The sequence below is a fragment of the Bacteroides sp. DH3716P genome (assembly GCF_025914115.1).
GTDB classification, from domain to species: Bacteria; Bacteroidota; Bacteroidia; order Bacteroidales; family Bacteroidaceae; genus Bacteroides; species Bacteroides ovatus.
In genome coordinates this window covers 6,256,580-6,276,722 of the sequence record NZ_CP083673.1, presented here as the reverse complement: position 1 = coordinate 6,276,722, position 20,143 = coordinate 6,256,580, and the positions used below count along the sequence as shown (strand labels likewise).

14 protein-coding genes and 1 pseudogene are annotated in these 20,143 nt (G+C 39.5%); 4 read left to right on the top strand and 11 right to left on the bottom strand.

The window, feature by feature from the left end; all coding sequences use genetic code 11:
• The first annotated feature begins 703 nt into the window (after window positions 1-703).
• Window positions 704-2,257 carry an ATP-binding protein gene (locus KQP79_RS24110; RefSeq protein WP_061447589.1) on the top strand — a complete coding sequence of 518 codons (1,554 nt, stop codon included), beginning with the start codon at window positions 704-706 and terminating at the stop codon, window positions 2,255-2,257.
• A 48-nt stretch (window positions 2,258-2,305) separates the two neighbouring features.
• Here KQP79_RS24110 and KQP79_RS24105 read toward each other — a convergent pair whose 3' ends face one another.
• The 4 genes from KQP79_RS24105 to KQP79_RS24090 all read right to left on the bottom strand — a co-directional run bounded on the left by KQP79_RS24105 (window position 2,306) and on the right by KQP79_RS24090 (window position 8,868).
• The gene (locus KQP79_RS24105; RefSeq protein ID WP_061447590.1) at window positions 2,306-3,154 is read right to left on the bottom strand and encodes a DNA/RNA non-specific endonuclease; all 849 of its coding nucleotides are present in this window, start codon (window positions 3,152-3,154) and stop codon (window positions 2,306-2,308) included.
• 93 nt (window positions 3,155-3,247) lie between these two features.
• The gene (locus tag KQP79_RS24100; protein ID WP_061447591.1) at window positions 3,248-5,416 is read right to left on the bottom strand and encodes a lamin tail domain-containing protein; all 2,169 of its coding nucleotides are present in this window, start codon (window positions 5,414-5,416) and stop codon (window positions 3,248-3,250) included.
• Between the two features lie 21 nt (window positions 5,417-5,437).
• Window positions 5,438-6,292 carry a DUF5689 domain-containing protein gene (locus KQP79_RS24095; protein ID WP_061447608.1) on the bottom strand — a complete coding sequence of 285 codons (855 nt, stop codon included), beginning with the start codon at window positions 6,290-6,292 and terminating at the stop codon, window positions 5,438-5,440.
• Between the two features lie 47 nt (window positions 6,293-6,339).
• Window positions 6,340-8,868 carry a TonB-dependent receptor gene (locus KQP79_RS24090; RefSeq protein ID WP_061447592.1) on the bottom strand — a complete coding sequence of 843 codons (2,529 nt, stop codon included), beginning with the start codon at window positions 8,866-8,868 and terminating at the stop codon, window positions 6,340-6,342.
• A gap of 200 nt (window positions 8,869-9,068) precedes the next feature.
• Between KQP79_RS24090 and KQP79_RS24085 the strand changes: the two genes are divergently transcribed.
• Together KQP79_RS24085 and KQP79_RS24080 are read left to right on the top strand one after the other, a co-directional pair.
• Window positions 9,069-10,094, top strand: a complete 1,026-nt coding sequence (locus tag KQP79_RS24085; protein ID WP_004305199.1) for an endonuclease — start codon at window positions 9,069-9,071, stop codon at window positions 10,092-10,094.
• Window positions 10,091-11,248 (top strand): DNA/RNA non-specific endonuclease, encoded by a 1,158-nt coding sequence (locus KQP79_RS24080; RefSeq protein ID WP_061447593.1) that lies wholly within the window; start codon window positions 10,091-10,093, stop codon window positions 11,246-11,248. Before KQP79_RS24085 ends, KQP79_RS24080 begins: the two co-directional genes overlap by 4 nt.
• Window positions 11,249-11,466: 218 nt before the next feature.
• On the opposite strand, the gene KQP79_RS24075 is transcribed toward KQP79_RS24080, so the two are convergent.
• From KQP79_RS24075 to prfB, 5 genes are all read right to left on the bottom strand, one after another.
• Window positions 11,467-12,759 carry an MgtC/SapB family protein gene (locus KQP79_RS24075; RefSeq protein ID WP_032811178.1) on the bottom strand — a complete coding sequence of 431 codons (1,293 nt, stop codon included), beginning with the start codon at window positions 12,757-12,759 and terminating at the stop codon, window positions 11,467-11,469.
• 58 nt (window positions 12,760-12,817) lie between these two features.
• A complete protein-coding gene (locus KQP79_RS24070; RefSeq protein ID WP_004324467.1) occupies window positions 12,818-13,285 on the bottom strand; it encodes a CYTH domain-containing protein in 468 nt (155 codons plus the stop codon).
• Between the two features lie 118 nt (window positions 13,286-13,403).
• Entirely contained in the window at window positions 13,404-14,456 is a 1,053-nt protein-coding gene (locus KQP79_RS24065) for a porin (RefSeq protein ID WP_008770408.1), read from the bottom strand.
• A 235-nt stretch (window positions 14,457-14,691) separates the two neighbouring features.
• Window positions 14,692-14,826 carry a hypothetical protein gene (locus KQP79_RS24060; protein WP_004299554.1) on the bottom strand — a complete coding sequence of 45 codons (135 nt, stop codon included), beginning with the start codon at window positions 14,824-14,826 and terminating at the stop codon, window positions 14,692-14,694.
• An 84-nt stretch (window positions 14,827-14,910) separates the two neighbouring features.
• Window positions 14,911-16,027, bottom strand: a protein-coding gene (gene prfB / locus KQP79_RS24055) for a peptide chain release factor 2 (protein WP_117683141.1) whose coding sequence is annotated in 2 segments (ribosomal slippage) — window positions 14,911-15,963 and window positions 15,965-16,027 — 1,116 coding nt in all. Because the reading frame shifts where the segments join, the coding sequence is not laid out codon by codon here.
• 271 nt (window positions 16,028-16,298) lie between these two features.
• Here prfB and KQP79_RS24050 point away from each other — a divergent pair.
• A pseudogene (locus tag KQP79_RS24050) lies at window positions 16,299-16,625 on the top strand (insulinase family protein); the annotation flags it as partial.
• 239 nt (window positions 16,626-16,864) lie between these two features.
• Here the strand turns inward: KQP79_RS24050 and KQP79_RS24045 are convergent.
• Together KQP79_RS24045 and KQP79_RS24040 are read right to left on the bottom strand one after the other, a co-directional pair.
• Window positions 16,865-18,679, bottom strand: a complete 1,815-nt coding sequence (locus KQP79_RS24045) for an AMP-dependent synthetase/ligase (RefSeq protein ID WP_004309571.1) — start codon at window positions 18,677-18,679, stop codon at window positions 16,865-16,867.
• A gap of 223 nt (window positions 18,680-18,902) precedes the next feature.
• Window positions 18,903-19,916, bottom strand: coding sequence for a DUF1735 domain-containing protein (locus KQP79_RS24040; protein ID WP_004309570.1), 1,014 nt, complete (start codon window positions 19,914-19,916; stop codon window positions 18,903-18,905).
• Window positions 19,917-20,143: the final 227 nt, after the last annotated feature.

Here is a 20,143-nt window from a genome sequence, read left to right as displayed (position 1 = left end):
TTTATTATTTTCTATACTATCTCCTTTTTTATCCTCAAAAAAAAATACGAAAGTTATAAATCTACCCTCACCACCCCTCACCCTGGACCTATTCATTAGCGCACCGTTTAACTCGTTTCTATGCAGTTTTGATTCTTTTCACCACAGAGGACACGGAGGACACAGAGGTGAATTGGGTTTATGACTTACGGTTGTGACCCTAATTTTGATGCGTAATCCTTCCTCTATAAAGTTGAAAAAACATAAAAACATCTGCACCTGCAACCAAACGCGTGTAATACACTAGTTGACAAACAGTTGGAACGTTGCAGATACCTGCGGCAGATAGGTTGCAGATAAAGTATCTGCAACACGTTATATAATCAAAGAAAAAGCCTTGATTCCTTGATGCAAAGCTATGGGATAATTGGGGTGACTCTATGGAGAAATGGTGGTGTCTCTACGGGGAAACGACAGTATCCTTACGTAGAAACTGTAGTGTCCCGCCTTAGAAACTCTCGTTTCCTACCGTGGAAATTGTAATTTCTAATGCCGGAAACGACAGTTCCCCGCCTGGAAACGGGAAGTTAATGTATACAGTATGACTGTTTTCTACACTTCATTCAGTTAAAAGCAACTATACTTATACTTTCCTCTTTTTAAAAGCAATGAAGTACCCGGAAATTTATTACCTTTGTGTAATTGATTTATAAAACCGGAGTATATGAGCACTAAAATTTATCCCATTGGCATACAGAATTTCGAAAAGATTCGTAATGACGGCTATTTATATATTGATAAAACGGCATTGATGTATCAAATGGTAAAAACCGGTAGTTACTATTTCTTAAGCCGCCCGCGCCGCTTCGGAAAGAGTCTGCTCATCTCTACTCTTGAAGCCTATTTTCAAGGAAAAAAAGAACTGTTTACAGGACTGGCTGTAGAAAGGTTGGAAAAGGATTGGATTAAATATCCGATACTACATCTGGACCTTAATATCGAAAAATATGATACGCCGGAAAGTCTGGATAATATACTCGAAAAGTCGTTGACTGCATGGGAAAAGCTCTATGGTGCCGAGCCATCCGAACGCTCATTTTCCCTGCGTTTTGCCGGTATCATAGAACGCGCCTGCAAGCAGGCAGGACAACGCGTAGTTATTTTGGTAGATGAATATGATAAGCCCATGTTGCAAGCCATCAGCAACGAAAAATTGCAAAAACAATTCCGGGACACTTTAAAACCTTTCTATGGGGCACTCAAAACAATGGATGGCTATATAAAGTTTGCGTTCTTGACCGGCGTTACAAAGTTTGGCAAAGTCAGTGTGTTTAGCGACTTGAATAATTTGGATGACATCTCAATGCGAAAAGATTATGTTGAAATCTGCGGTGTCAGCGATCAGGAGCTTCATGAAAACTTAGATATCGAACTTCATGAGTTTGCAGAGACGCAAGGTTTGTCGTATGACAAGCTCTGTACAAAACTAAAAGAATATTATGATGGCTATCATTTTACACATAATTCTATCGGTATATATAATCCGTTTAGTCTGCTCAACGCTTTCAAATATAAAGAATTCGGCAGTTATTGGTTTGAGACGGGGACACCTACCTATCTGGTTAAGTTACTAAAAAAGCATCATTATGACCTGGAACGGATGGCACACGAAGAAACTGATGCACAAGTACTGAATAGCATCGACTCCGAATCAACCAACCCGATTCCAGTGATTTACCAAAGCGGATACCTCACCATTAAAGGATATGACGAACGTTTTGGCATATACCGTTTAGGTTTCCCCAACCGTGAAGTAGAAGAAGGATTCATTCGCTTTCTGCTTCCTTTTTACGCGAATGTGAATAAGGTGGAATCCCCATTTGAAGTTCAAAAATTCGTCCGTGAAGTAGAAACGGGAGATTATGATTCTTTCTTCCACCGCCTGCAGAGTTTCTTTGCCGATACGACTTACGAAGTAATCCGGGAGCAGGAACTACATTATGAGAACGTACTTTTCATTGTTTTCAAATTGGTTGGTTTCTATACCAAAGTGGAATACCACACCAATAACGGACGTGTAGATCTCATTCTGCAAACAGACAAATTCATTTATATTATGGAATTCAAGCTAAACGGAACAGCAGAAGAGGCTTTGCAGCAGATTAACAACAAACGCTATGCGCTGCCTTTCGAAGCGGATGGACGCAAACTATTCAAGATAGGAATTAACTTCAGTGAGAAAACCCGTAATATCGAGAAATGGGTGGTAGCATCCTGAAGTATACCCTGCCTTGACAAAGAGACTGTTATTATTAACGTGGTGATCTTATTCCAATCCCGGCCACGCTTTTGTTGAATACGTAGCCTCAAGCGCATTTTCTAAATTATCATTCAGATTCGGAAAGAAGTCAATTCCTGTCTTTTTTTCCAGTTCGTCTATTGATAATGCATAATCAACTAACTTTGTTGATTTCGGAGTGTCGGTATGCTCCATCCAAAAAGCGATCGCTTTGAATGAATCTCCTTTTTTAAACAACAAAGCCATATAATAATATCTAGGAATGGGCTTGCTACGGTCGTTACTAATATATCCTCTGATCTGATCTTCCTTATCAATCGTTCCTCCTTTTACTACATACAAAGTATCTGAAGCTGTACAGCTACGCCCCCATGATTGCACTTGTCCCTCCAAAGTCAACCAAATGCCTGTATTAAATTTATTTCGTTGAGGACTCATATTAGTGTAATAAAAAGTCTGTTCATTTACCTCACGTGAATAAAGTCTGTCGGCGGAAGCACAAAGATGTCCTCTGTCATAACCTTGTTTTCCAAAATCTGCTTGTACACGTTGATACTGTGAACCAATAGCCGGATCTGCATCAAAAGGTTCATCACTACGTGACACATTTTGCTGTTTTGTTTGATTGTCAAACCGAAATGCAATCCAACGGGAATGTTTCTTACTCTTATCGTATTCCATACTGAAAGAGGTTACTTTCTGTCCATTGAATGTCGTATAGTGAGTTACAAACACATCGTTTGCACCATTGCGAAGGGCAGGGAGTTCTACGATACCGGTGGCAAAATTATTGCTATTATTTTTGTCATTATCACTACATGAAAAAAAGGAAACACATAAAAAAAGGAAACCACCATAAATAAATAGACTTTTCATGTTACCGCCAATATTAAAAAGGATTATATAATATACAAATAGAAAAAGTTGCCCTACAAAGAGCAGCTTTTCCTATTTGTATGTATCCAAAATTTACTCCACCGTATGGGAGCCTAGTCCAGAGATACCAACACTTGCATCATCCTCCGCTGATGTAAGTTTTACTTCGTGCCATTCAGCCAAAGTATATGTAGTATTGGGACTAGTAACTGTAGCAACTCTTCTCAATACAACATTCTCCCCAAATTTCTCTTGTACTCCCGGAGTTCCCATCAAATCAATCAAAGTCTCTCCTTTAAATAAACCAATAGCATCATCACCATTAAAAGCCATAGCGGAACATTTTACAACTTCTCCTGCGTAGTTTACAGCCTGATTATTAGCAAATACGACAACATGTCCCGGTTCAATAGTTCCAGTAAAAGCTTTATTATGAAGAGATGTCCATACTATTTCTTCACCTTCTTTTTTACCATTTGTATTCATTTTCAATGAATAACCAGACAAATCGATCGATTCGCTTGTAGGATTATATATTTCTACATATTTATTATTTCCTTTAAATGATTCCACATATTCAGAGATGAATAATTCACTACCTGATGGTTCCGGGGCAGTACCTCCTTCCACACCATATAATCTAATGTTATAAAGCCGGAAACCTACAGTGTTATCAGCTACATCAGCAACAAACTTCAACGTAGAAGCATCAGTACCTGCAACCTCTACTTCCACTTGCATAGAATAGAAAATATTAGCTTCTTTATTTTCTGCGCTCACAACCTTACTTGCTGCCACTACTTCCTTGTCATTCAAAACAACTTTGATAGCACTCAAATCTGCAGTTTCACCTGCATTATACACATTAGCCGCTACTTCATAAGCAACAATGAACTTACTATAACCTGAAGCTTTTATATTAGAAATTGAGAAATTTACCTCACTATTTTTGGGTAGCCAAGCATGATTCACCATAGGTGCATCTGAAGAAACTTCAGGGGTCTTATGAGCAATAGCACGTATATCTCCACTCGTTGCTGCAAAAGTCAAATTTGAATTATCCCAACCCTGATAAGCACTTATAGCTGGTTTTGCTTCATCTTTACCTATAATCTTAGTACCAAACTTTTCAGTAAATATTTCAGTTCCCTCAACAGGAGGTTCAGGAGTTTCACCACCACCTTCACCTTCTCCAACAATCTTCACATTCTTCACTTCCCATGTACCTACAGCAGAAGTAGTACTTATATATTTAAAAGCAAATTGAATATTTTTACCTATATAGCTAGCAAGATCAATATTACCAGAAGAAACAAATTTCCAATCCTGATTAGTTCCATAAGTTGGTATAGTAGCTTGAGTCCAATCAGAAGCAGTACTTTCCTTCACCCATATTGTCAACTCTTTTGCAGGATCACCACAGAATTTATGAGCATGTTCAAATGTCAATGAAGCTTTGGTCGCTTTTGTCAGATTTACAACAGGAGATATCAACCAGCTTTCTGATGCTTCTTTTTCTGTTGCAGAGATATAGGCACTAGCTTTCATATATTTGCTGGTAGTTCCGCCAGTCTCCGGTGTATAAGACTCCCATTTCCAGATTTCGCTTACTTTAGTAGGACGTGTCTTATCTTCAATAGTAAATGTACCTTTATCTGAAGCAAATGATTCTTCAAAGAATGTAACTCCGCCAACCGGAGGCGTAGGCTCATCTCCCCCTTCACCAATAATAGTGCCATCTTCCAATATCGCAGTTGTAACTTCTTTCAATCCCGGTAATCCCCATGTATTTTTCACTAAGGTTCCTTTCAAAGTCACTAAACGAGGAAGAGGAGTTGTTGCATTATCAACCAAATTTAAAGCTGCCTTAACTTCAGAGCAGCCAGCAGTTTTACCACTTAAATTAACCGCTGAACAATTCTTATAATCGCTTTCTCCACGGTCATCTGCAATCAGAAATGCAGTAGCTTTCACACCTGTGGGTTGTGTTCCAAAAACAACATCATTTTCAGAACTTATGGACATATCGGTAGAAGACTTAATACCTGCTACAATATATGCTTGTACCCAAGCTACAGTAGTACCATCAGCCTTAGCCTTTAAATCTGATACAGTATATGGATTATCTTTAGAACCATCACCCGTCAGCCCCGGAACATCACCCTCTCCCAATATATCATAAGGAGCCGGTACATCACTACATGAACTAAATGTGAACACTGCAAGCAGTGTCAAGAATAAAGCATTTAGAATCTTTTTCATAATTGTATATTGTTATTTGAATTATTTATTGCGTTTTACATCACTGCCAGTACGAATAATCAATTGCCAAGCATTGTTATATCGGGTCAGTATACCTGTCACATTTAAAGTACCTTGCGGAAGAATATCTTTTGAGAAGTTAGCATAGATACTGGTATGTGCCACAGCCGCAGACTTAGTACCATCAGCATAGTTGACATTGCGTTCTACAAAAGAAAGATTTGGATTGGCTACATCTTCCTCTGCTGCATAAGTTGTAGTACCATTTGCATCCGGAAAACTTACATTTTTTAATGTAACAAGCAATGGCGCCTGCTTCATATCCACAGCGGTCAATTCTGCAGCCGTAGAGATTTCTAAAGGTCTTAATTCATCATAAAACAACTTCGGTTCATTAATCAAACGTACATGCTGTTTCCATACATATTCGGGCATACGTCCCACTTTGCCTTCATAAATTGAACCGATTTGTGCAAGCTTACGGTAACTACCGATTTGCAATCCCTTACAGTCAATTACGACTTTTTGACCTACCGGACAGAAGGCATATAATCCGGAATTATTAACTCCTACAATAATAGCACCTGTTTCATCACCAACGACAAGCTGTTTGTAGATGTTTCCACTTTCATCATCTCCAATTATTACACCTTCAATACGTGTTTCATCCTCAATAGTAGTATACGTATCAGTACTCGTATCGATGAAATCATTGTATTTCTCTTTCAGCGCAGCTATTGAAATGGTGCGTCCTTCCGGGATTGAATTATTGCCATAAGCATTTCCCGTCACCGGATCATCATAGTTCTCACAGGAAGTGAGACCTGCGCCACATAGCAGCAATCCGGTACATAATATAGATAGTAATTTCTTCATAATTGTTTCTTCCTTTCTTATTGTTTTGGATTGATAACTACACATTCTTAAAATCTATAACCAATGTTCAAGAAAGCGTTGAACGGGAATGCGTAGAAATACTTAGAGTTCTTAGAAAACTTGTAAACACGTGCGTCACCGTCTTTGTAATTATCATCACGGTTTTGTTCGAAACCACCTGTACGCAAATCTGTATTGTTCAAGATATTAGTCAAACTCAAATTAAGGCTAATGCTCTTTCCGTTGCGTAAACGAATGTATTTTCCGATGGAAGCATCCAACATAAATCCACCATCCAGTTTCTCCTGACCCGGTACATGGAGAACCGGATTTCCATTAGCATCTACGCCGGCACCATTTTTATCCAATACGCTGCCAAGACGACGATAGCTTGAGAAATCGATATATACACGATCATAATAGTTTCCGGTCAAATTGAAGAACCAACCTTTTACGTTATAATCCAAAGCAAGGCTATAAGCAGAAAGCGGAGTACCATTAGCACGCATACCTTTAGCATAAACACGATCGAGGTTTGACTCATTCTCACTTTCATATGTCAATACAGCATCCGGATTATTGGTGTATTTAGCTTCACTCCAAGTACCGATAGCCGTCAATGAAAGTTCACTTGTCAACTTAAAGGTAGCCGCTGCTTCTATTCCCCAATGTTCCTTTTCAATGCCATTCATAGAAAGATAAGTGAAACGTGCTTCGCTATCATTATAAAAAGCATCCATTTCTACCTGATTCTGGAAGCGAGTGTAATAACCAGTCAAACGTCCCATCACCCATGGAGTGTTGAAGTTATAAGTCAAATCACCACCAATGATGCGCTCTGTTTTCAAGTCTCTCACAAAGTCATTCTTAATACGTGGAGCAATAAAAGAGTTATAGGCCAACGGTGCACGTTCTTCATATCCGGCATTCAACGTGAAAGAATGGTTACCATTGATAGCCCAATTCAAACCGGCTTTTATACCTCCTTCAAGGAATTTAGCCGTACCGCTGCTACCAAGTGATTTCAACGGAGCACGTCCGTTTCTCATCAATCCATCGCGGAACATCTGTGTAGATCCTATCTTACCGGAAGCAAAATAGTTTAATGACCCGCCATTGTTACCCTGATAACGCACCCATGCACTCTGCTTATTCACATAGATGTTATAATCATAACCAAATTTATCACCTTCACCAATACGGCGGTTAGGATTATCAAGATCATTTTGCACCATATTGGAACTAGCTCCATGATCGCGCACTGCAAATTTGTCGACGTCAGTATAAAGCTGTCCGCCCAGCAAATCCTTCATTTTTTTATAATGCATACCTTTGGTTGTATTCACGGCAACTCCCGCAATGTAGCTGTTGTGTTCATTCCATTGATGATTGAATACCGAACTAAGGTTGAAAGCCAACTGATCGTCATGACGTTCTTCTACATAATAAAGTGTCTCTTTACCTAATGCATTCGCCTGTTTATTGGCAAAATAAAGAGCATCCCAATCTAACTGACGATAAGCTTTATTATTTTTCCAATTATCTGTGACTTCATTAAACTGCTGCAATTCATCGGCAGTAGGAACAGATTCCCATACATCAAAGATTGAGCTAGGCAACTTTTTATAATAATCCGGGCGTGGATCGGCCGCATTACCATTCCAGCCTAGAGCACTTTTCCCATAGTTGGAATATTTGAATCCGGCACTTGTCACTAACTTCTTATTATCATCAATGGTGAAATTCCATGAAGCAATAGCCGATGGTTCGAACTGACGTACAATACGTGCATTTCGTTTTTCTCCATTCTGATATCCCCAGTTCGGATTATAATAATGACTGTTCGCTAAATAATAAGCTTCTTCGGTTGCCGCCATTTGCTGTCCTCTCTCTGTCGGTGTTCCCCAAGTTGCCAAAGAGAGACTATGGCGTTCGTTGAATACTTTCTCCGCACCGAGGAAGTAAGAAAAAGAATTATATTTGATTCCTTCAATATTTCCCTCATTACCCCAGCGATAACCCAATGATCCGGTAAATGCCCAACCATTGTTCATCAGACCTGTAGAATAAGTATACATTCCACGCAAAATGTAGTTGCGGTTACTACCTGACAGTGTTAGTTTTGAGCCGGCCGCATATTGGCTGGCACGTAAATTGATATTGGTGGCACCTCCTATCGCGCCAAAAGTAAAGTTGTTAAATTCAAAAGGACCGATCCCTTCCTTATTACGGGTAGCATCGTTCAATCCTCCTATTAATCCGTAGCTGAAACGTCCTGTTTCTGCATCATTAAACTGTACCCCATTGATATACATGTCACTGTACTGGGAATCATATCCCCTTACACGAAATCTCATTGGGCTAAACAGATAACCTACATTTGACAGATAAACATCATTGTTAGAAGTGACCAATGCAGATGTGCTCTGTGCTGCATCATCATCCTCATTCAATTGTGATTCTGTAAACATGAAAGAAGCATTGTCCTCACGGGCGTTTTGCTTTGCCTTTTGCTGCGCAAAAAGTGCTGGCATTAAGCAAAATAGCACGATCGCTAACCCTAGTCGTTGTTTCATAATTTAATTTATATTAATGTTAATTGGTCTTTCATTTTGCAACATAAAAGAAATATGTTGTTACGCAAAATAACAAAGAATTTTATATATAACAATGTTTTTTGCAAAAAAAGTAACTAGTAAGGGTGGTTTTTCCGTTTTCTTTTTAGATATTTGTCATACAAATGACAAATTACCCACTTTTAAAATCAATTTTAAAGATGAAAAAAAGCTTAATGACTTTAGGTGTACTCGCTCTTTTTGTCCTCATGGCCTACGGACAAGAAAAGAAATTTGCCCTCTACAGTGTAGCGTTCTACAATATGGAGAATTTGTTTGACACCATTCATGATGAAGGTAAGAATGACTACGAGTATCTTCCTAACGGTACTAATCAGTGGAATACGATGAAGTATAAGGCTAAGCTGAAAAACATGTCGGAAATATTAAGTATGTTAAGTACCGACAAGTTACCAATGGGTCCCGCCATTATCGGCGTTTCTGAAATCGAAAATTACAGAGTATTGGAGGACATACTGAAACAACCTGCTTTAGCGGACAGAGGGTACCAATATGTTCACTACGAAGGAGCAGACCAACGTGGTGTGGACTGTGCTTTCTTCTATAATCCCAAATTGTTTGAACTGACAAATAGTAAACTCGTACCTTATGTATATATCAATGATACGGTGCATAAGACACGTGGTTTCCTGATTGCCAGCGGTAATATCGCAGGTGAGAAAATGCACTTTATCGTCAATCACTGGCCTTCGAGAGCAGCTGCTTCTCCGGCGCGTGAACGCGCAGGGGAGCAGGTTAGAGCGATCAAAGACTCACTGTTAAGGGAAGACTCCGCAGCCAAAATTGTTATCATGGGGGATATGAATGACGACCCGATGGATAAAAGTATGGCCGTAGCACTTGGAGCTAAACGTAAGCCTGCTGATGTAGGACCTACAGATTTGTACAATCCTTGGTGGGATACTTTGAAAAAAGGATACGGAACTCTGATGTACAAAGGCAAATGGAATTTGTTCGATCAAATCGTATTCACAGGGAATTTGTTGGGCACTGACCGCAGTACACTGAAATTCTATAAACATGAAATCTTCCGCCGTGATTTTATGTTCCAAAAAGAAGGGAAATACAAAGGTTATCCTAAACGGACGCAAGCAGGTGGTGTATGGCTAAATGGGTATAGCGATCACTTGCCTACTATTATTTATCTAATTAAAGAAGTGAAATGACAAAAGCATTATTTAAACTATTCATCCTGTTCATAGCCTGTAGCACTGCAATCTCATGTAGTGAGCAGGATTCGCCTGAACTTCCGGACAATCCGAGCAATACCAATCAAGGAATTGCCTCTATTGACCAAACGCAAATCAATGCAAATGGAGGCGGATTTATCATCCGTGTAAAAGCTGATGGCACATGGCAGGCTTCAAGCAGTGAGACTTGGTGTACATTGAGTAGAGCATCTGGCAATGGAAATGGCTCTATCAGTGGATATATGAAAGCAAATACCGGAGCTGAACGAAGTGTCATTATTACAATCATAGCAGGGAAAGAAAAAGCAGAGTTTACACTCAAACAATTAGCAGGCAATGGCTCAAATCCAGATCCTGATCCAGACCCGGAAAAGCCTTCAGGATATGCAGGGAGGATTGAAATTCCAGCTTTGCGTTCTGGAGATATGTATAAGTTTATCACGCACACCACTAAAGAGAATAACAAAGAGATTATTACTTATAGCTATGAGTATGATTGTAACAAAATGCATTCTCGTTGGGTCGCATGCACTTTTAGCACTGCCACTTCTGATAAAGATGCAGGAAGAAATGAGAACTTTACAGAAGATCTTTCATTACCTCCAGCATACAGACTTGGAGAAAAAGCTTTTTCTGGTTCTAACTACAGTAGAGGACATTTAATAGCTTCCGAAGACAGACAATATTCAGTAGCAGCCAACAAAAAAACATTCTACATGTCAAATATGAGTCCACAAATTCAAGATGGATTCAACGGAGGTATTTGGCTAAATTTAGAAAGACAAGTTCAAAGTAAAGGCTATAGCATTACTAATTCAAAAGATACATTATATGTAGTGAAAGGGGGAACAATTAGGGATGACCAGATACTAAAATATATATCAGATGGTTCTCATAATATAGCTGTTCCCAAATACTATTTTATGGCACTGTTATCCCTTAAAGATGGAAAATATTCTGCCATAGGGTATTGGTTTGAGCATAAATCTTATAATAGTAAAGAACCCTTTTCTAAATATGAGGTTACTATAGACGAGTTAGAAGCTAATACGGATATTGATTTTTTCCCTAATCTTCCTTCCGATATAGAAAAAGACGTAGAAAAGAGTAAAGACAACTGGAAATGGTAACAAGTCATACCACTACTTAAAGGTATTCAACAAATATCTCAACCTTGAATTTAAATGAAGAGTAAGTTCCTTTTTAATGAAATTTACTCTTCATTTTTTATCCATTTCACTTTATCGAGTATAGTCGATAAAAACACCTCTATTTTATCGATTATATTCGACAAAATAGTAAATTACTTGAATTGGATTAATGAAAAACGATCAATTGCTCGCTTTTCTTAAATATAAAAGAACAGCAACAAAACGAGATTACAAGTAATTACCACACCGAATCCTCCCAAAATCCAAGGACGAAGTTTACTCCCCTTTCCTGCAAAGAATAGAGCATAGAACATATTTACCATTATATTACTAATAATAGCCTGCATACTACAAGCAGTAATTATCAGTGCAGCCACACTGCCTGTATTTTGCAACAAGTTTAATATGAAAGGAGTGATATCACTAAAACCGGATACAAAAGAAAGGAGATTTAATCCGCCTGTGCCCGCATACACTAACGTATAGTGAGTTAAGAAAGTGAATATCACAAAGAGTACGGCAAAAATCAAAGCAACTTTAAATTCCAACGGGTTGCTACTATCATCTTCTTCTGTTTCAGCAGGCTGGTCTTCCGGTCGTTTTTGTCGGGAATGGATAAACCAGGCAACAATAGCCGCCACCACCGCCATAGTCAACAGATACGGATAAATAGACAGGAAGATTTCTCTACTGAAAATAAGTATCAGTATCATAAATCGTAGAAACATCATGCTGACAGCCAACAGCATGGCAGCAACATAATCAGTCGCTTCCTGTTCAGAGGCTTTCCGGCTTTTACGGGCAAGTACCGAGATCGTAGCCGTACTGCTGTATAATCCACCAATAATACCAGAAACTAACGTTCCGGATTCATGGAATACATATCTCTTTAATAGGTAAGAGAGATAGGAAATGCCGGATACTACTACCGTTGCCAACCAGATAGAATAAGGAGTAAGATTAATATCCGGAATCAGATTCTTATGCGGAAGCATCGGTAATATGATACCGCTGATAGCCAAGAACTTGGCTAACGTAATCATTTCATCATTCTTCATCCGTTGAGCAAACTCTGTAAAAGTATGTTTGAGTTCAGTCAGCAGGAGCACAGTCACAACTACCATGACATAAAACCAGGAAGGTTGGGTAGCTACGATAGGAGCCATACAATAAGTAATCAGGGCAATAATGATGGTAGTTACACCAAAAACATGAAATTGTGATTGCTTTACATAATAGTTTAATCCCAACAGCAATCCCAATACCGCTCCACCTCCCATAAACAGACGCATATCCGTAGGGTCTAAGATATAAAGCAAGTAACCCAGTATACCAATAAAGGTAAAGGTGCGGTCGGTTCCGAAAAGAGTAGTTTCCCCCTCACGCTTCAGACTGATTCGACGTTGCGAAAGTCCGATTAATAAAGAAAACAAGGTTACTAAAACAAAAGTAACCAATTCACGCGGCACATAACTGTACAACTGTTCCATATCCATATACTGCTCTCTTTTTTATATAAGAACAAATATACGGTTTATTTGTTAACGCTCACCACGTTTTATACGGTTTTTTCATTAGCTGTGAGTTATAGTAGCGTATGTCGCCCGTTACCTCCTCACCGATAAAGTCGGGCTTTACAAAAGCCTCATCTTCCGATTCCAGCTCTACTTCTGCCACAATAAGTCCTTCATTCTCACCATAAAACTCGTCGACTTCAAATACATGTTTGCCACTACGTACCAAATAACGGGTCTTGTCAATAATCCCCGGTTCGCAAAGCCTCATCAATTCTTCTGCTTCTGATAAGGCCAGCTCCTTTTCCCATTCATAACGACTAGTACCGGAAGCATTAGAAGCTCCCTTTATTGTCAGATAACCTTTATCATCCCGAATACGAACCCGGACAGTACGCCCGCGAGCACTACTGATATACCCCTGCACAATGTGACTTTGCGCAAAAGCCGAAGACTTGAATTCACCGATAACTAAAAATTTACGTTCTATTTCCTGTGCCATGGCACAAAGATAAATTAAAAATTGAAAATTGAGAATTAAAAAATGATAGTTTGACATCTCACATCATGTATCAGAAAACTACAATTCTTAATTCTCAATTTTCAAGTCTCAATTTATTTCAGAATCTCGTCATAAACTCAATCACGATTTTGTCCCGTTCCGATTCTTTTGGAACGCCGGAGTTCTTATAGAAATATTTCTCGAAGTTCAATCGGAGGTCGGCAATGAAAGCTTTGGAAAGACTTAATGTGATTCCGCCTGTCACACGATGTCGGGCATAATCATTTATAATCAAAGCTTTTGTCGTTTCATCCATCTTACCATCACTATGATCGGTCATCATATCATAGCGAGCCAGGAAGGAGATTTTATTGAATACTTTCTTTAATGGTAAATCGTAATTAATAAAACTATTCACCGCATGAACATCTTTAAATGCTTCGTGACCGTACATTTTATATAAATATTCCGCCTCAATATGAAAACGGTCATTCTGATAATAGACACCGGCATCGTACATATTAATCCGCACATTTTCCGGTTTTATCATTTGGGTGCTAAGTGTCAGATTCCAGTTCTTATTAGGCAGTAACTGCGCTTTTATGGAGTAATTCAGCGTTTTATGCCATTCTTTCTGATTTGTCAGACCGGAGCCGTTAAACAATCCCCCTTCAAGAATAAATGGGAAACCGTCTTTATTCGTATAACCAGCCGTCAAACCGACATCACGCACATTTCCTACTTGCTTGGCAATGAATGAACGGTTGGCAAAATACTGCTGATGTGGTGAGCGGTGAGCATCTATCGTGAAAGGAACGCGCATCTGACCGATCGTAAAATTCAGGTCTTTCACCGGAAAAACACGTGCATACGCATCAAGCATCTTGATAGAGCCTTCATCGGAAAGGTCGATTTCCGCTTTATAAGCAACTATCGGATGCACATTTCCCGAAACACTGAAGCGTGCATTACGTACTTCAAAACGGCTTTCACTTGTTTCTGTCTGGTATTCGTACTTTCCCCGGATTGTTCCGTGAATCTCCGGCAGATAATCCTTAAACTCCATGGTCTGTTTATCCAGCATCTTACCATCCCCTGCATCTTCTTTTGCCTGTCCAAAGGCCATTGTCGCCAGCAAAAGCATAACGACGGTTGTTCTGATTCTACTCATTTCAGTTGTCTGCTACTAAATTCACGGCAAAAGTACAACTGTGAGGATACACGGAGATGACAAATTAACTACGGGAAAATGACAGAAAAGTTACATTTATATTACAGAGAACACAAATGCATTACAAAACAAAGAGTTCGCCACAAATTACGCAGATTAACACAGATCGGATTTGATATTCATCCTATCAATAACCAAACAATCTGGGTTAACCGTATAATTTGTGGCGAACTTATCAGCCGAAAAAGGAAAATGCGATCAGCATAATCAATGCCAAAATAATTAATGAGACGAACACTATTTTGACAACCTTCTGGGCTTGTTCTTCTTCTTTCTTACTAATTGCTACTTTTTTCTTCACCTTACCCATAATAGTTAGCTTTAAAGTTCAACGCTAACAAAGTAAGTACAAATCTATTAACTTTCCAAAAATAATTCTTGCTAATTTTATTTTTTATGATTCTTGTGAAGAAAACTCCATCAGATAAGCTTTGATAAAGCCATCTATTTTGCCATCCATCACACCGTTCACATCCGAAGTCTGATAGTTGGTACGATGATCTTTCACGCGACGGTCATCAAATACGTAGCTACGGATCTGGGAACCCCACTCGATCTTCTTCTTACCGGCTTCCACTTTCGCCTGTTCTGCCATACGATGCTGCAATTCCTTATCATACAAGATGGAACGTAGTTGACGCATTGCATTCTCACGGTTCTTCGGCTGGTCACGGGTTTCGGTATTTTCAATCAGAATTTCTTCTTCCTCACCGGTATAAGGATCTTTATACTGATAACGCAAACGGACACCGGATTCTACCTTATTTACATTCTGTCCACCGGCACCACCGCTTCGGAATGTATCCCAAGAGATGTTGGCAGGCAAAATATTTACCTCGATACTGTCATCCACCAGCGGAGTAACGAATACAGAAGCAAAGGAAGTCATACGTTTACCTTGCGCATTGTACGGAGAAACACGAACCAGGCGGTGCACACCGTTCTCTCCCTTCAAATAACCGTATGCAAAATCACCTTCAATATTGATAGTACAGGTTTTGATTCCGGCTTCGTCACCTTCCTGAAGGTTGGCAATGGTAGCTTTATAACCGTTGGTCTCGGCATAACGCAGATACATACGCATCAGCATAGAAGCCCAGTCCTGACTTTCCGTACCACCGGCACCTGAATTGATTTTCAACACACAATCCATCTGGTCGGCTTCGTCACGAAGCATATTTTTGAGTTCGAGTGCCTCTACCGCTTCACTAGCTTTGGCGTAAGCAGCGTCCACATCTTCCTCGGTCACCAGTTCTTCTTTATAGAAATCAAATGCCAGTTCAAGTTCATCTGCCAATGTCTTGAGTTCGTTGTAGCCTTCAATCCACTTTTGCAGGTCTTTCACCAATTTCATTTGAGCTTCGGCCTTCTTCTGGTCATCCCAAAATCCCGGAGCTTGTGTTCTTAATTGCTCTTCTTCGACTTGAATTTTCTTCCCGTCGATGTCAAAGATACCTCCTCAGCGCATCAGTGCGCTCTTTCACGTCTTTAAGTTGTTCAATAGTAATCATTTGATTTACAATTTTATTATTTACAAAATTCAGATATCGGGGGACAAAGATAAGCAAAAATCTGCTACCTTTGTTTTTGTTATTAAAATGTTGTCATATTATGAACAAACTATTGAAACTTTCTTGCTTGTCACTCTTCCTGATATAATATCTGGGTACTTCGGACATGACACCGGAGAAACTGAAAAGTGAATTCTATCGCTTGGCTTGTACTTTCTACGTATCTCCGGGCAACGAACGTACGTATGTCGTACTCTCCGGACTGAATGAGAATATGCCGGAATCGGAGGCTGCATTCAAACTGGCTAAAGACGGATTAACGAACCGCCTGCGTACCGAACGTATCATCAAAGGTGACATCATCTGGAGTTATATCAATGCACAGGACCTAGGCCAAAACGTAGACCCGCGTATCAAGCTCTACAATGATATACAGAACATGACGCTGAAAGACATTGCCGATTTCCAAAAGCAATGGGTAAAAGGACGCACGTATGTTTATTACATTCTGGGAGATAAGAAGGATTTGGAACTGGATAAGCTGAAAGCTGTAGGTCTTATTGAAGAATTGACACAGGAGCAGATTTTCGGATACTAAAAAGGAACGAATAAACTAAGTATGTCTTCTAAATAAGTTTATACTATCAAAATCAAGAAGTTTTTCTTTATAAGGAATTTGTAAAAATGAAAACAATACAAACTAATTAGGGAGATGTACTTATAAATAATAAACGGTGAACAACTCTGCCAATTGCACAGATTTTGTTCACCGTTTTATTGTTTGCAACTTATCGTTTACGGTTTACCGTTTCATATTTAACGTTCACCGTCCATCGCTTATTTCTCATTTTCTTCGTACATCTTTTCAATCTGCTCACTATAATTCTTGGCAACTACCGACCGTTTCAATTTCAACGTATTAGTCAGTTCTCCACGTTCCATACTGAACGGTTCGGGAAGCAGAGTGAAACGTTTGATTTGCTCATAGTGTGCAAACTGCTGTTGGAGTGTATCAATCCGTGCACGAAACAATCCTACAATCTTCGGATGTTTCAACAGTTCCTCCATATCTTTGTATTTAATGCCTTTTTCTTCCGCATACTCTTTCACAAACCCATATACAGGAACAATCAGAGCGGAAACAAACTTACGCTGATCGGCAATAATGGCAATCTGGTCAATATAACGGTCAATAACCAATTTCGTTTCCAAAGCTTGCGGAGCAACATATTTGCCGTTCGATGTTTTGAATAGGTCTTTAATGCGTTCCGTCAGGAAAAGCTGGCCATTTTTAAAGTAACCGGCATCACCTGTATGGAACCAGCCATCGGGTTCAATGGCAGCAGCCGTAGCTTCTGCTTTCTTATAATAACCTTTGGTAATCGTCTTGCCCCGAAGAAGAATTTCATTGTCTTCACCGATTTTCACTTCAATTCCCGGAAGTACAACACCTACTGAACCGATATCATAGCCAACCGGCAATGTACAAGATACAGTGGCCGTCGATTCCGTCAAGCCATATCCTACCACCATATTGATTCCTACCGAATGGACAAATTCATTGATTTCATCGGGGACGGCAGCACCGGCAGTCGGGAAAAAGTTACCGTTCTCAATACCGATTGTTTTTTTCAGTAGAGAGTAGATTGTCTTTTCGTAGAATTTATATTTCAGTTGATTCATCACCGGAGGAGTCTTACCCAAACGCAGATAATCCAGATTATGGATTCTACCTACCCGGATAGCATCCAGCATCAGTGCTTTCTTCAACCCTGTTGTTTCGTTAATTTTCTCCTGTACACCTGCATATACTTTCTCCCAGAAACGGGGAACACTACACATCAGTGTCGGACGAATTTCCTTAATCGTTGTCTGAATATCCGCCGGACGGAGATTGATACAAATCTGCACTCCTTTATGAATACAGAGATAACACCATGCTTTCTCAAACACGTGTGTCAAGGGGAGGAAGTTCATAGATACATCCTTATCCGACATGGTCGTCAAACGGTCATCGTGTGTATGAAACTGTTCCAGATAACAGGAATGATGAAGCATGACGCCCTTCGGTTCACCCGTTGTGCCGGATGTATAGAGAATGTTTGCCAAGTCATCGTATGAAGCCCGTTCGGTACGTTCTTCTACCGTATCATTGTGAGGCAATCCCTCTCCCATCGCCATAAACTCATCAAAATAGATAGACGATACGTCGCGGGGATCTTTCACTACCGAACGGTCAAAAATAATCAGTTGTTGCAGAGAGGTGCAGAAACCAAAGATGCTGAAAGCAGCATCATACTGGTATTGCTCGCCTACAAAAAGGAAACGAATCTGCGCATCATTAATGATATATTGCGCCTGCGCAGGTGAACTCGTTGCATAAAACGGAATAGTAACAGCCCGATTGGCAAACGCGCCAAAGTCGACATAGAACCATTCGGGTTTATTTTGTGAAAATATACCGATATTCTCTTGTTCTTCCACTCCCAATGCCACGAAAGCATTAGCTGCTTGCCGTACTGTTCTGGAGAACTGCTTCCATGAAATAGGAATCCATTGAGCTGTCTCATAGTCACGGTATTTTAAGGCTACCTTGTCGCCATATTTTTCGGCTTGACGATGGACCAGGACAGATAAATGATGATAAGTCATACTCTTTGTATTAGTAAATATGGTACAAAGGTATTGGTTTTACTTCATTTAGGCAACATTAATCCAAGAGTTTTGCAACGCAACATTATGAATCAGACATTTGGCAATAAAAACCAAACGGTTATAAACCAAACTATGCCAGCAAAGCCTACTTCATCTTTACCGGCATAGTATAAATTACATTCTACTGCAAATTAGGAAAAATAATCATATTCCCTAACTCCTATCGATACAACCGTATTTCAGCACATAATGCATTTATAGACCCACCATTAGAGAAATTATCCAGTACATGCACTGTCAGATATCGCACTTTTATGGGCGAATAAAAAGCTATTTCCCAAGGAGTATGATCAGAAGGCATTCCTGTTGTACATGTCGCTATACCTATGCGCGTCAAATTATCCGGCTCATCCCCACCTAATAATTCCACTTTTGAATAATCCAAATTCCATGCTCCCCAATAACCAGCAGGAGTAATTGAAAGCCCTATAATTTCCTGAGGCTCATGCATATGAAATGGTATTTTAGCATTTGGATAGCCAATATAACTCATTAGGAACGTGTTCATGTTATCATCACTTAAATCTTGTGTAGGAACTCCATATCCTCCAATCACATCATAAGAAGTAACATCAATCATTGTTTTATCTTTCAAACTGCCATTCACATCTATATTCGTGATTTCCTTATTCACTTTCCATAAATATGTACTATAATTTTCACTTATCTCAACTGCATCAGTAGTTACCAAAGACAAAGCTACCATTCCACTCTCAGCAAGTTCCTTAAGTGAGCCAGATTCCTCATCAAGCGTGAAGGATATCATCTCCTCACTTTCAAGTTCTCCCTTTTTGATGGTAACCGTTTGATTCAGAAAGGAGATTGCGTCTTCTCCCAACCATGTTACATCATCCTCTCTAGCATCCGATACCGAATTTTCCACTTTCATCGAAAAAACCAAATCCTGGGGAGCAGCATTGGTCAGTTGCACCCGGAGATCCACCTGTTCGGAACCCGCAATCAAATCTCCTCCGTTTCCTGTCTGCACAACTGTAGATTCCATATAATTCTTGGGATAAAAACAACGGTTGTCAATAAATGCTTTGACAATGTCACCACTGTTTTCTTCCGGAAAAAGAGTGCTTCCCACTTCCCGTTCACTTTCACATGCAACAAACCACAATGGCAAAAGCAATACCATCGAAGTTATAATATTCTTCTTTATTGATTTCATGATATTTCAATTATAATACATTATTTAATTGTTAGCATTGAGGCGAACATTATCTCTCCATTCAACAGGATCAATACACCATGCCTCATTTCCATTTCCTGTAGCATCGGTAAACCTGTCACCTTTCCCTTCATTGAATTTAAAATAAACAGATAGCTAAAAAGTAAATTTGAGAAAAGCGTAGCGATTCAACTGAAAGAGTGGTCGTTACGCTTTTGCTTTTGATG

What these genes read in the sequence shown, in the direction of transcription:
- KQP79_RS24040 (WP_004309570.1), bottom strand. Translation starts at nt 19,916, where the DNA reads ATGAAATCAATAAAGAAGAATATTATAACTTCGATGGTATTGCTTTTG.
- KQP79_RS24070 (WP_004324467.1), bottom strand. Translation starts at nt 13,285, where the DNA reads ATGGCACAGGAAATAGAACGTAAATTTTTAGTTATCGGTGAATTCAAG.
- KQP79_RS24095 (WP_061447608.1), bottom strand. Translation starts at nt 6,292, where the DNA reads ATGAAGAAATTACTATCTATATTATGTACCGGATTGCTGCTATGTGGC.
- KQP79_RS24105 (WP_061447590.1), bottom strand. Translation starts at nt 3,154, where the DNA reads ATGAAAAGTCTATTTATTTATGGTGGTTTCCTTTTTTTATGTGTTTCC.
- KQP79_RS24075 (WP_032811178.1), bottom strand. Translation starts at nt 12,759, where the DNA reads ATGGAACAGTTGTACAGTTATGTGCCGCGTGAATTGGTTACTTTTGTT.
- KQP79_RS24045 (WP_004309571.1), bottom strand. Translation starts at nt 18,679, where the DNA reads ATGACTTATCATCATTTATCTGTCCTGGTCCATCGTCAAGCCGAAAAA.
- KQP79_RS24110 (WP_061447589.1), top strand. Translation starts at nt 704, where the DNA reads ATGAGCACTAAAATTTATCCCATTGGCATACAGAATTTCGAAAAGATT.
- KQP79_RS24100 (WP_061447591.1), bottom strand. Translation starts at nt 5,416, where the DNA reads ATGAAAAAGATTCTAAATGCTTTATTCTTGACACTGCTTGCAGTGTTC.
- KQP79_RS24085 (WP_004305199.1), top strand. Translation starts at nt 9,069, where the DNA reads ATGAAAAAAAGCTTAATGACTTTAGGTGTACTCGCTCTTTTTGTCCTC.
- KQP79_RS24090 (WP_061447592.1), bottom strand. Translation starts at nt 8,868, where the DNA reads ATGAAACAACGACTAGGGTTAGCGATCGTGCTATTTTGCTTAATGCCA.
- KQP79_RS24065 (WP_008770408.1), bottom strand. Translation starts at nt 14,456, where the DNA reads ATGAGTAGAATCAGAACAACCGTCGTTATGCTTTTGCTGGCGACAATG.
- KQP79_RS24060 (WP_004299554.1), bottom strand. Translation starts at nt 14,826, where the DNA reads ATGGGTAAGGTGAAGAAAAAAGTAGCAATTAGTAAGAAAGAAGAAGAA.
- KQP79_RS24080 (WP_061447593.1), top strand. Translation starts at nt 10,091, where the DNA reads ATGACAAAAGCATTATTTAAACTATTCATCCTGTTCATAGCCTGTAGC.